This is a genomic window from Paenibacillus sp. SN-8-1 (assembly GCF_050995535.1).
Lineage (GTDB): Bacteria > Bacillota > Bacilli > Paenibacillales > Paenibacillaceae > Fontibacillus.
In genome coordinates this window covers 3,453,530-3,465,577 of sequence record NZ_CP194782.1, presented here as the reverse complement: position 1 = coordinate 3,465,577, position 12,048 = coordinate 3,453,530, and the positions used below count along the sequence as shown (strand labels likewise).

Annotated in this window: 11 protein-coding genes; 7 read left to right on the top strand and 4 right to left on the bottom strand. The window is 49.9% G+C overall.

From position 1 onward, the window contains the following. Positions 1-2: 2 nt before the first annotated feature. From ACRRNK_RS16920 to ACRRNK_RS16910, 3 genes are all read right to left on the bottom strand, one after another. On the bottom strand, positions 3-299 hold the full coding sequence (locus ACRRNK_RS16920; RefSeq protein ID WP_433943871.1) for a YtpI family protein: 297 nt from the start codon (positions 297-299) through the stop codon (positions 3-5). 101 nt (positions 300-400) lie between these two features. Then, positions 401-901 (bottom strand): hypothetical protein, encoded by a 501-nt coding sequence (locus tag ACRRNK_RS16915; RefSeq protein ID WP_433946924.1) that lies wholly within the window; start codon positions 899-901, stop codon positions 401-403. Between the two features lie 8 nt (positions 902-909). Next, on the bottom strand, positions 910-1,239 hold the full coding sequence (locus ACRRNK_RS16910) for a YtrH family sporulation protein (protein WP_433943870.1): 330 nt from the start codon (positions 1,237-1,239) through the stop codon (positions 910-912). Positions 1,240-1,419: 180 nt separating this feature from the next. Here ACRRNK_RS16910 and ACRRNK_RS16905 point away from each other — a divergent pair, with 180 nt between their 5' ends. The 7 genes from ACRRNK_RS16905 to ACRRNK_RS16875 all read left to right on the top strand — a co-directional run bounded on the left by ACRRNK_RS16905 (position 1,420) and on the right by ACRRNK_RS16875 (position 10,079). Next, entirely contained in the window at positions 1,420-5,064 is a 3,645-nt protein-coding gene (locus tag ACRRNK_RS16905) for a DNA polymerase III subunit alpha (protein ID WP_433943869.1), read from the top strand. Positions 5,065-5,308: 244 nt separating this feature from the next. Continuing rightward, positions 5,309-5,497 (top strand): glutamate decarboxylase, encoded by a 189-nt coding sequence (locus ACRRNK_RS16900; RefSeq protein ID WP_433943868.1) that lies wholly within the window; start codon positions 5,309-5,311, stop codon positions 5,495-5,497. Positions 5,498-5,581: 84 nt separating this feature from the next. Next, complete coding sequence (gene accD / locus ACRRNK_RS16895) at positions 5,582-6,475, top strand: acetyl-CoA carboxylase, carboxyltransferase subunit beta (protein ID WP_433946923.1); 894 nt, start codon at positions 5,582-5,584, stop codon at positions 6,473-6,475. Further along, positions 6,476-7,438: an acetyl-CoA carboxylase carboxyltransferase subunit alpha gene (locus tag ACRRNK_RS16890; RefSeq protein ID WP_433943867.1), complete on the top strand. Its 963-nt coding sequence runs from the start codon at positions 6,476-6,478 to the stop codon at positions 7,436-7,438. A 141-nt stretch (positions 7,439-7,579) separates the two neighbouring features. Then, positions 7,580-9,001, top strand: coding sequence for a pyruvate kinase (gene pyk / locus ACRRNK_RS16885; protein ID WP_433943866.1), 1,422 nt, complete (start codon positions 7,580-7,582; stop codon positions 8,999-9,001). A 119-nt stretch (positions 9,002-9,120) separates the two neighbouring features. Beyond that, positions 9,121-9,624, top strand: coding sequence for an acyl-CoA thioesterase (locus ACRRNK_RS16880; protein ID WP_433943865.1), 504 nt, complete (start codon positions 9,121-9,123; stop codon positions 9,622-9,624). Between the two features lie 62 nt (positions 9,625-9,686). Further along, positions 9,687-10,079, top strand: a complete 393-nt coding sequence (locus ACRRNK_RS16875) for an FxsA family protein (RefSeq protein WP_433943864.1) — start codon at positions 9,687-9,689, stop codon at positions 10,077-10,079. Positions 10,080-10,592: 513 nt separating this feature from the next. Here the strand turns inward: ACRRNK_RS16875 and ytvI are convergent. Beyond that, positions 10,593-11,711: a sporulation integral membrane protein YtvI gene (ytvI, locus tag ACRRNK_RS16870; protein ID WP_433943863.1), complete on the bottom strand. Its 1,119-nt coding sequence runs from the start codon at positions 11,709-11,711 to the stop codon at positions 10,593-10,595. Between the last annotated feature and the right edge of the window lie 337 nt (positions 11,712-12,048).

The following is a 12,048-nucleotide window of genomic DNA, read 5'->3' as shown; positions in this document are numbered from 1 at the left end:
GACTAGGAGGGTCTGCGGGTGTAGAAGCTGATATTGCGCAGTCCGGCAAAAATATTAAACGCTCCGAGCAGCATGAACAAGGCTCCGATGACTACCCGCAGCGTTGATCCGGTGAACATGAACATTTGGATAACCGACAGTACAATAAGCATCACGCCCATGCTAACGTTGGTCTTGGCCGCGTTCAGACCGCGAACGGCCGGATCGACAGATCGCCGGGACCGAAAGCTGAAATATACAGAGCACACACAAGCAATGATCAGTACAGCATACAGAATGTATTCAATGGCCTCAATCATGTAGAAGAGCAGCTCCTTTATCAATGGACATTCTATAGTGATTGTAACATGAATGATCCTGTGGAATGAACTAAAGATTGCTTAACGGCGCAGCCGGATCCCTAGCTGCGGACATACGGCTTGACCTCAATCCAGATTTGGAGGATGCCTTCGCTGACCAGCATGGTTTTGATCTGAACGGCGTATTCCTTGTCGCGGACAATATAGATTTTGCGGTTAAGGAAGGTTCTTGCCATTTTGGCATCGGTGTCAATCTCGAACATGCTGCGTCCGCGGAGGACCTGCAGCTCTTGCTGCAATTTCTGAACAATCTCCTTCGAGGCCACGGGATCGAGTGGTTGCTCGCCATCCTCCACCCTAATTTTTATGGACTTGATAATCGTCTGACGCTTGCTGAATTTCTTCATGGTCTTCAGTTCGTCGAGAGACTGATTCAGCTCAATTTGGAGATCCTTGTTCTCGATCCAGAGCTGATTGTAGCTTAGATGAAAGATGCTGTTATAGATAACCGCGCCAATGACCATTCCAATTATAAAAACAGAGGTGATCTGGGCGAAGGAACGGACACGTTCATTCGGGTTCTTGCTCTGGCTCTGGCTCATCTTATCCGTCACCCTTTCCCCCCGCCGCAGACCCATTTCACAAGCTCTGATCCCAGATGGGCTCCGATAAAGGCAAACAGCAAATAGAGAATCTGCTTGATCACCGGAGATAGATTCCCGTCAAAAAAGTTACTTTCTATGACTCTCATCGGGTCAATTGTTCCGCCGATCGCCGCCGCCAGCGCCCATATCTTGATGCGATCCGATACATCCAGCATCGTCTGGGTGGGCGGCTGAAGCGAGACGACAGCCCCGATGCCTCCAAGCAGCGAACCCCCAAGTACAATTCCAAATGCTATAAAAAAGTCCAGAAGTGCTTTACTAATAAAGGTGCTCATGCCTCACGCCTCACTTTCTTATGTGCATTTTCAGAGAGCCCGCGAAAGCTTCGCTTGTCCAGCATCTCCCTTACCATTGTATGGGCGCTTCGAAGCCGTCTATGATAAAATATTAATTATAAATATTATTTTTTTAAGAAGAGAACCCGCCTTGAGGTGACGGAGGAAGGAAACCTGCGTATGGACAATTTTGTTCACCTGCATGTGCATAGTGAATATAGTCTGCTGGATGGCGCGGCCAGAGTAGAAGATCTGGTCAAGACAGCAGCCGGCTTTGGAATGAAGGCACTCGCGCTGACCGATCATGGGGTGATGTACGGCGCTGTGCCCTTTTATAAATTATGCAAGGCACATGGAATCAAGCCTATCTTAGGATGTGAGATGTATTTTACGGCAGGCTCCCGCAAGGAGCGCGGCAGTCGCAAGGATCAGCCGATCTATCATCTGATCCTCCTTGCGAAGAATATGACAGGTTACAAGAACCTGATGAAGCTCTGCTCTATTGGCCATCTGGAAGGCTTTCATTATAAACCTAGAATTGATTGGGAGGTTCTCAGTCAATATAGCGAAGGTATCATCGCGTTAAGCGCTTGTCTTGGCGGAGAAGTACCTCAGCATCTGCTGCATGGAAGATACGAAGAGGCCAAGAGAGCGGCACTTCGCTATAAATCCGCCTTCGGAGAAGACTTCTATCTGGAGCTTCAGGATCATGGGCTGACCGAACAGAAGAAGGTCAATCCTCTGCTGGTGCAGCTGGCAGAAGACACGGGCATCAGTCTGGTGGCTACGAATGACGTTCATTATCTGGAGAAGAAGGATGCCGAGGTGCAGGATGTTCTTATCTGTATCGGTACGGGGAAGTCGGTGGATGATGAAGAACGATTCAAGATTCCTACGGATCAGCTGTACCTAAAGGATCAGCAGGGGATGCAGGCTTTGTTCCCGCACATCCCTGAGGCGATTAGGAACACTTCGGTTATCGCGGATAAATGCGAGCTTGAGCTTGAATTTGGGCGTCATATTCTACCTGCGTACCGGCCGATCCCGGAAGGAGAGACTGCAGGCAGCTACCTGGCCGGGCTATGCCGAGAGGGTCTGTCCGCCCGCTACGGCAGTACTCCGCGCTGGAGTGATGCTGAGCTGAAGAGAGAGCTGGAAGAACGGCTCGAATATGAGCTGGGCGTTATTGAACGCATGGGGTTCTCCGATTATTTCCTGATCGTATGGGATTTCATCGCTTATGCGCATAGAACCGGAATCGCGACAGGGCCGGGCCGTGGATCTTCCGCGGGCAGTCTGGTGGCTTATGTCCTTAAGATTACAGATGTTGACCCGATGAAGTATCATTTGCTCTTTGAACGCTTTCTGAATCCAGAGAGGGTTACAATGCCGGATATCGATATTGACTTCAGTGATGAGCGCCGGGATGAGGTTATCGCCTATGTTGTGGACAAGTACGGTTCGGAGCATGTGGCCCAGATTATTACCTTCGGTACGATGGCGGCCCGTGCGGCGGTCAGGGATGTCGGAAGAGCTCTGAATGTGCCGTTCGGAGATGTGGACAAGGCGGCCAAGCTCATTCCGGGGAATATGGGCATCAGCATCCAGCGTGCCTTGGAGATGAGTCCTGATCTGAAGGCGATGCACGCATCTCAGCCACGGATAAGAGGTCTTCTCGACATGGCAATGAAGGTTGAAGGCATGCCGCGTCATGCCTCAACCCATGCGGCGGGTGTCGTGATCTCGCGAGATCCCTTGACGGATGCTGTTCCGCTGCAGGAAGGCAGTGAGACGACTGCGCTGACCCAGTATCCTATGGAGAGTCTGGAATCGATCGGGCTTTTGAAAATGGACTTTCTGGGTCTGCGAACATTATCCATCATTGAGCGCTGTCTGCGCTGGATTCAGGAGCAGACCGGAGATCAGCTTGACTTCCATCAAATTCCGGATGATGATTCCCTCACCTACGAGCTGCTTGGCCGCGGGGAGACAACAGGCGTATTTCAGTTGGAGTCCGCAGGGATGCGGCGGGTGCTAAGGGACCTGAAGCCATCTGAATTTGAAGATATTATTTCAGTTCTGGCACTGTATCGTCCGGGTCCCATGGAATTCATCCCCAAGTACATTGGCGGCAAGCACGGCCTAGTGGAAGTGGAGTATCCGCATCCGGATCTTGAGCCGCTGCTCGCCGATACGTACGGGATTATTGTATATCAGGAACAGATTATGAAGATCGCCTCGTCCATGGCCGGCTTCTCTCTCGGGGAAGCGGACCTGCTTCGCAGGGCTGTCTCGAAGAAGAAGCGGGAAGTGCTGGACGAGCAGCGGGAGCACTTCGTATCCGGAAGTCTGAAGCAAGGATACAAGCAGGAGGATGCTCATGCGGTCTATGATATGATTGTCCGATTCGCGGACTATGGATTCCCTCGGGCGCATGCGGCTGCTTACGGGGTGCTTGCCTTCCAGACCGCCTATCTAAAGGCCCACTATCCCGTGCACTTCATGGCATCCATGCTTACCGCGGTGATGGGCAGCCACAGGAAGGTAGCTGAGTATATCGTCGAATGCCGGAGGATGGACATTAAGGTGCTGCCTCCAGATGTGAACCACAGCGGGGTGCTGTTCACTCCGCAGCCGGCTGATGAACCTGGGACTCATGGAGTCATCCGGTTCGGACTTGCAGCCATCAAGAATGTAGGCACCCAGGCGATGGAGAGCATTCTTCGGGTCCGCCAGGAGCGTCCCTTCGACAGCCTGCTCGACTTCTGCCGCCGGGTCGACCTAAGAGTATGCAACAAGCGTGTCATTGAGTCTCTGATTCAGGGCGGTGCCTTTGATGCTCTTCCAGGTCACCGGGCCCAGCTGCTTGCCATGCTGGATGAGACGGTGGAAGCCGCGCTGAAGTGGCGCAAAGAACGGGATGATCTGCAGATCCAGCTGTTCGACTTCGTTGAGACGCCGAACTGGGATATTGAGTATCCGGATATTCCGAGGTTCAGTATCATGCAGCAGCTGGAATTCGAGCGTGAACTGCTCGGCCTCTACTTGTCAGGCCACCCGCTGGATGATTATGATCATCTGCTGGACGCGGACGGCATCGACCGGCTGATGAACCTGGCGGAAGCGCCGGATGAGAGCAAGACGGTCGTTGCCGGGATGGTCGTGTCGGTCAAGACCATTACGACCAAGCAGGGCAAAGCGATGGCCTTCATGGAACTGGAGGACCAGATCGAGCGCAGCGAGGTCGTGCTGTTCCCGGAAGTGTGGAGCCGCAGCCGCGCCCTGATCGAGAAGGGCGCGTTGCTGGCCCTGCGCGCCACCGTGCAGCAGCAGGACGAGGGCTTCAAGCTGCTCGCTGACGAGGCCCTGCCGCTGAGCGAGGAGGCCCTCGGGCAGCTCCGCCTTGCCCGGCGGGCACGCGCCCAGCAGAGCGTGCGTCCGCCGGGCAAGGCACCGGCGAACGCGCGCGGCAGCAGCGCCGCGGCTTCGCCTGCGCGGCGCCCGGCATCGCCGCAGCCGCAGGGCGGCAGCGCGGCTGCAGCGGGCTTACCCGGCGCGGCATCGCAGGCGCCGGGCAGCTCCGCGAAGACCCCTGCAGGGCAGCGGGTCTTCATCAAGATTGCGGCCGCGGCGGAGCACGCGGCCATGCTGGAGCAGCTGAAGGAGCTGCTCCAGCAGCACCCGGGGCCGATGGCCACGGTGCTGTTCTATGAGAGCTCCCAGAAGCTGCTGGCGCTGAGCGATCGCTACCGGATCAAGCCCTCGCCCGAGCTCTTCCGTGACATTGAGCAGCTGCTCGGTCCACAGACGGTAAGAGTGAGGTAGCTTCGACTGGGATTACCGCCGTGGCAGCCCCCTGAACAGCTCTCTGATTAAGCTTCGTTAAGGGATAAATTCCGGACAAGCCGGCATAGAATGATTCGTGTACATGTATATAGTGGGGGGAGCGCCAGCCCATACTTTGGGCTTCGCCGCTTTCTCCCTCTGTTGCGGGAAAATTGAAGGTTATGTTATCATTACTCTATTATACTGGCTCAAAACTGAAGGCTAGGGGGCTTTGGAAGAGGACATGTGGACAGTAATGTATATTGCGCCTACCGCAAAAATTGCGGAGAGGATTAAACACAAGCTTATGGAAGAAGGCTTTCTTGTCCAAACCCGTCCTGTCAATTTATCCAAACAGCAGTTTGAAATTCTGGTACCTTCCGGGGAACTTGAAGAAGTACAAGAAGTACTCAATTTCATCTTGCATCCATAAGATCAGGGTTAAGCAGGATGATGCTATATAGGATTAACTGCGCAAGATATGGCAGAGCAAATTAATGGCTGGAGAGGTGTAGTGGTGTTTAAAGACTTATTCCAGAAAAAAAGGAAGTATGCGACCCTTCCTTCAGAAAGACTCGGTCGTGACACGGCTGCAGATCAAGGAGATCGCCCGAGACGCGAGATTCCCGAAGGGCTGATGAATAAATGCGGCAGCTGCGGAGCTATCCAGTATAGCAAAGAACTGGACAAGAATCTCAAGGTGTGCCCTAACTGTGGTTATCACATGCGCCTGAACGCCATGGAACGGATTCAATACGTTCTGGATGAAGGCAGTTTTGTAGAATACGATGAAGATCTTGTGTCTGAAGATCCACTTGGATTCCCGGGTTATGCAACGAAGCTGGAGCAGCAGGCCCTGAAATCAGGACTGCGTGAAGCCGTGGTAACGGGACAGGGTACGATTTCGGAACAGCCTGTTATTGTGGCTGTGATGAGCTTTGACTTTTTCACCGGAAGTATGGGTTCTGTTGTTGGGGAGAAGATTACCCGAGCTATTGAAGCAGCGACAGAAAGCCGGCTTCCTCTTATTATTTTCTCTACTTCCGGTGGAGCCCGGATGCAGGAAAGTATACTCAGTCTTATGCAGATGGCGAAGACAAGCGCGGCTCTCTCCCGTTTCAATGAACAGGGCGGTCTGTATATTTCGGTGATTACGGATCCGACTACCGGAGGCGTTTCCGCCAGCTTTGCTATGCTTGGAGATATCATTATCGCTGAGCCGGGTGCCGTATTTGGTTTCGCTGGACGGATTGTTATTGAGCAGACCATCCGCCAGAAGCTGCCGGATGACTTCCAGACTGCGGAATTCAATCTGCAGCACGGGCAGCTTGACCTGGTTGTACACCGTAAGGAAATGAAGAGTGTACTAGCCAAGTTGCTTGAGCTGCACACTGTGAAAGGAGGAGTTTAAGTGGCGGGAGAAATGCCCTTTGAAACGCCTCTTGTGGAGATGCGCAAGAAGATTGACGAGCTGAAGCAGTTCGGAGACGAGAAGGGAATTGATTTCAGTGATGAGATCACTCGTCTTGAAGAACGGTACCGCGAGCTCGAAGAAGGGATTTACAGTGCAATTTCCCCTTCCCAAAAGATGCATCTGGCGAGAAATCATCAGCGTCCGACTTCACTGGATTTCATTCAATTAATTTTCACCGATTTCATTGAGCTTCATGGAGACCGGATATTCGGGGATGACCTTGCCATTGTAGGCGGCATTGCCAAGCTAAATGATATCCCTGTTACCGTTCTGGGCCAACAGCGCGGGAAGGACACCAAGGATAACATTGCCCGTTTCTTCGGAAGTCCGCACCCGGAGGGGTTCCGGAAAGCGCTGCGTTTGATGCAGCAGGCTGAGAAATTTGGTCGCCCAATTATTACCTTTATCGACACCAAAGGGGCTTATCCCGGAATTACGGCAGAAGAAAGAGGTCAGTCTGAAGCGATCGCCCGTAACCTGCGGGATATGGCTTCCCTTCGTGTGCCTGTCATCTGTGTGGTCATCGGTGAAGGGGGAAGCGGTGGAGCGCTTGCTCTTGGCGTAGGTAACCGCGTACTGATGCTAGAGAATGCCATCTATTCCGCTATCTCTCCTAATGGAGCCGCGTCTATTCTGTGGAAGGATGCTTCCAAGGCGGATCAGGCGGCGGAGGCCATGAAGATTACAGCACAGGATCTGCTGGAGATGGAAGTGATTGAAGAAATTGTTCCTGAGCCTAAAGGCGGAGCCCACAAAGATTATGAAGCTGCTGCCGGGAGCATTAAATCTTCAATTGTACGTCATCTGGATGAGTTAAAGACTAAAACAGCAGATGAGCTTCGCAAAGAGCGTTACCAGAAGTTCCGCAAAATTGGGAAATTTGGCATTGCTAAGAAATAAAGCAAAACCTATTATAGATTTTGTCTAGCTGGGTAATGATTTAATATGACAAAGTTCCTATACAAATGCTCAATTATGTAGTAGATTTAATTGTTGGAAAAAGAAGATAAAGAGAGAAACCCTAAAACGGAGGAAACCCAAATGCGTAAAACGAAAATTGTATGTACTATCGGTCCTTCCAGTGAGTCTTTGGAGAACACGAAGAAACTGATTCTTGCGGGAATGAACGTTGCCCGTCTCAACTTCTCTCATGGGGATTTTGAAGAGCACGGCAACCGGATTAAGACGATTCGTAAGGCCAGCGAGGAGCTTGGAAAGTCTGTTGCAATTCTGCTTGATACTAAAGGTCCAGAGATCCGTACAGGCAAATTGGCAGTTGAACCAATTGAATTGGTACAAGACGAGTTCATCACTTTGACTACTGAAGAAATCCTTGGAGACAAAGACCGTATTTCAGTAACTTACAGTGAGCTTCCAAATGACGTTGAAGTAGGGTCCACTATTTTGATCGATGATGGTCTGATCGGACTTACCGTTGTAGACATTCAAGGTACTGAGATCAAATGCCGCATTGTGAATGGCGGAACCATTAAGAGCAAGAAGGGTGTAAATGTACCGGGCGTACATATTTCTCTGCCGGGTATTACAGAAAAAGATGCGAATGACATCATTTTCGGTATCGAGCAAGGCATCGACTTTATCGCCGCTTCTTTTGTACGTAAAGCAAGTGACGTTCTTGAAATTCGTGAGCTTCTTGAGAAGCATAACGCGACTTATATTCAAATCATCTCCAAAATCGAGAACCAGCAGGGTGTCGATAACTTGGATGAAATATTGGAAGTGTCCGACGGACTGATGGTGGCCCGTGGTGACCTCGGTGTTGAAATCCCGGCGGAAGATGTACCTCTGGCGCAGAAGACTATGATTGAGAAATGTAATCGCGTAGGTAAGCCGGTAATCACTGCAACTCAAATGCTGGATTCCATGCAGCGCAACCCAAGACCAACACGCGCAGAAGCGAGTGACGTGGCTAATGCGATCTTTGATGGTACGGATGCCATCATGCTGTCAGGTGAGACTGCTGCCGGTAAATATCCGGTTGAATCTGTACTGACCATGTCCCGTATTGCGGAGAAAGCAGAATCTGCTTTGAAATACCGCGAAATTTTCGAGAAGCAAAGTCATGCTCAACAAACAACAGTTACTGAAGCGATCAGCCAGGCAGTAGCGAATTCCGCTCTTGACTTGAATGCGAAAGCGATTATCACTTCCACCGAAACTGGATACACAGCGCGTATGGTATCCAAGTATCGTCCGCAATCACCAATTATTGCGGTGACTACAGTTGATCAAACTATGCGTCGTCTTGCACTCGCATGGGGCGTAACCCCGGTTAAAGGCAAACAGGCCGCTTCTACAGACGAGCTGTTTGATTGCGCTATGAAGGGCGGAGTAGAATCCGGTCTTGTTAAAGAGGGAGATCTGGTAGTAATTACTGCAGGTGTTCCACTGGGTCGTTCCGGTTCAACAAATCTGGTGAAAATCAGTCAGATCCAAGGTTAATCCCATATTTGAATTAGGAACTTACACAAAGCAATGGAGCAACCGGCAGCGGCGAACCATTGCTTTTTGTTATGGTGTGAAATGGATGAAATCTAAGAGCAATCAGACAGGAGAGCGAAATGGGCACACAACATCGAGGCGAGGGAAGAAGCAGCCACTGGTACAAGGCAGAGCTTCGGGTACGGTATCAGGAGACGGACCAGATGGCGGTTGTCTATCACAGCAACTATCTAGGCTGGTTCGAAATTGGAAGGACCGAGATGATTCGTCAGCTGGGGTTCGATTACAGAGCTATAGAGCAGGAAGGTATCTTGCTGCCGGTTATTGATGCGAATTTGCAGTTCAAGCTGCCCGCACGTTATGATGACCAGATCACCGTCTTCACACGTGTGACCTCCTTCTCTCCGATCCGGCTGGGCTACACTTATGAAATAAGACGCCTCCAGCACGGTGAGAAGGAGATAAATGAGGTCATAGAGGATACTGAGCTGCTGTCTGGTGAGCTCCTCGTGACGGGTTCCACAAGTCACGTCTGGGTCGGACAGGACTGGAAGCCGGTACGGCTGGATAAAAAGCTGCCGAACCTGTACAATGCTCTTGATAGCATATTATTAAGAGCATAGGCTTCAGAGATGAGGTACACCTCATTGTTAGGAGTAAGGCTTTCAGGAGAAGGAGCAATCTCATGCGCAAATGGGTATTCCTATGGATTTTAGTTCTTGTGGTTGTTGAATTTTGGGTTTATTCATGGGTAGGAGAGCGGATTGGCGTTGGCAAGACCATTTTTCTAACTCTGGCTACGTCTATTATCGGTGGACTTATGGTTCAATTTGAGGGTCGGAAGGTTCTTGAGTCGGCTAAAGGACAGATGAACAATGGGCAGATTCCCGGCCGAACGGTAGTAGACGGTCTTTGCATATTGTTCGGAGGGCTCCTGCTGTTGATTCCTGGATTTGTAACGGATGCAATTGGTTTTACGATGGTGTTTCCATTAACCCGGCCTATCTACAAAATATTTTTAGTCAAATGGGTCGCCAAAAAAATGAAGGATGGTTCGATCACATTTTTTCGGCGCTAAGAGAAGAGTAACTGTTCCAAATAAGAAAGAAACCGTTCCTTTCATAGATGGTTGGTGGTACTTCCATTCTATCAGGGGACGGTTTCTTTTCATGGTTTATATATAAGCCGCAGTTAAAATGTTCACATTTGTGGGTACAGTCGTAACTACGGGAAATGCTTGGACTTTCGGCCACTGCCCGCCTCCAGATTTCTTGATTTTATACCGCAGGGCGGATGAAATCCGGAGACAAAGCATATGCTTCCGATGTAGCTTTCTTTCAGAAAGCTTGTAGGCGATCGCTTTCGCTCCTACAGTTCCAAGCTTCCCCTCCGTTACGCTTCCCCTCAAGTCAATTTTTTAACTGCGCCTTATATAGATGAATTTCGACGAAGTTTGGCGGAGAGGACGAACGATTGCGTACAAGCGATAGCGGTCGCCTTTGGTTTTAGATTTCATCCCTCTAAAAATAATTCAAGAAATTTAAAACCAACAGCGATGGGAGCAACGTTCGTTCTCGAAGCCCTTCCAATATCAATGGATTCGACCATTCACAATATAATTTCTTAAATCCCGGAATACATTTGCACGGTTCACAGCCGAAATCACAACGAAGGTGACGGGTCCGATAATCAGGCCCAGAACGCCGAAGAGTTTGAGACCCACGAACATTCCGATCAGCGTAGGCAGCGGATCCAGCCCGACACTGCTGGCTAATACTTTTGGCTCAATTAATTGGCGGGCAATCAGAATGATTCCGTAAAGTATGGATAGACCGATCCCAAGCCGGATATCGCCCGATAGATAGGCATATACAAGCCAAGGGACCATAACCGTCCCAACCCCAAGATAGGGCAGAAGATCCACAAAGCCAATTAATAAGGCAAAGGTGACTGCAGAGTCCACCCCAAGAATAAGAAGCCCAATAAGCACGATTACAGCGGTGATCGAGATCATAATGAACTGGGCACGCAGGTACCCGAACAGCGCCTTTTGAAGATCTCCCCAGACATCCCTTGCTGTTTTGCGGAACGGAAGAGGAACCCAGCCTGTCATGGTTCGCATATGACGTTCCCAGTTCTTGCTGATAAAGAACGTAGCCAGCATAACCACGATCAAGATTACACCCAGATTAGGAAGGGAGGTCAGCAGATTCACAATCCCATTCAGGAAGCCGGTGACAATCCGGGTCACCATGGAGCTGATTGTCTCCGTTGTTCGGTTAATATTCTGATTAATCGTGTGCTGGTAATCTGGATTGTTCTGAATGAACTTGTTAATCTCACCGATAATATTCTGGATCCCATCACTTTGAGCCCAATTGGTAAAGAACGACTTCCACTGTTCGATATGCAGATCAAACGACTTGGTTAGATGAATCAGTTCTTTCACCGAACGAGTAACTACAGCGGAGAGGATAATAAAGGCCCCGCCAAAATACACCAGAAGACCGAGCGTGACAGCCAGCCACTTTGGCAGCTTGACTTTCTTTTGCAGAAAACGGGTGAATGGATTCATAGCATAGGCAATCAGCCAGGCAATCAAAAAGGGATATACCAGCGGAATTAGCCAGTAGAATGCTAGTCCAATAAAAACGAGCACTGCAATGACCCAAATCCCTCGAAGTAACCGTTTGAGTACTATGTTGTCCAAAAATCAATCTCCTCCATATAATGTGGCTTCTCTACGAATGAACCAGAGACTATGGACCGCAGTTCATTCTCATCTATTATTTATGTTATAGTATGCAGGAAAAGACCGCGTAAAGGCAATAAAAGGGCAATCAAACTACTTTGAAACCGCTTCCAAAAAAATCTTTATAATTGTGATAAAACATTTTGATTTAGTCTCAGGGCACTAAGTTGTTCCCTTGCTCCCTAAAATCCAGTATGATGAAATAAGGTTTCATCTGGTGTAACAACTTTCATTGCTCACCATCATTCTTTTAATCTTTCAAAATGTAAATGTTTACATTGGCTTTTTTTCTGCT

What these genes read in the sequence shown, in the direction of transcription:
- ACRRNK_RS16920 (WP_433943871.1), bottom strand. Translation starts at nt 299, where the DNA reads ATGATTGAGGCCATTGAATACATTCTGTATGCTGTACTGATCATTGCT.
- ACRRNK_RS16915 (WP_433946924.1), bottom strand. Translation starts at nt 901, where the DNA reads ATGAGCCAGAGCCAGAGCAAGAACCCGAATGAACGTGTCCGTTCCTTC.
- ACRRNK_RS16910 (WP_433943870.1), bottom strand. Translation starts at nt 1,239, where the DNA reads ATGAGCACCTTTATTAGTAAAGCACTTCTGGACTTTTTTATAGCATTT.
- ACRRNK_RS16905 (WP_433943869.1), top strand. Translation starts at nt 1,420, where the DNA reads ATGGACAATTTTGTTCACCTGCATGTGCATAGTGAATATAGTCTGCTG.
- ACRRNK_RS16900 (WP_433943868.1), top strand. Translation starts at nt 5,309, where the DNA reads ATGTGGACAGTAATGTATATTGCGCCTACCGCAAAAATTGCGGAGAGG.
- pyk (WP_433943866.1), top strand. Translation starts at nt 7,580, where the DNA reads ATGCGTAAAACGAAAATTGTATGTACTATCGGTCCTTCCAGTGAGTCT.
- ACRRNK_RS16880 (WP_433943865.1), top strand. Translation starts at nt 9,121, where the DNA reads ATGGGCACACAACATCGAGGCGAGGGAAGAAGCAGCCACTGGTACAAG.
- ACRRNK_RS16875 (WP_433943864.1), top strand. Translation starts at nt 9,687, where the DNA reads ATGCGCAAATGGGTATTCCTATGGATTTTAGTTCTTGTGGTTGTTGAA.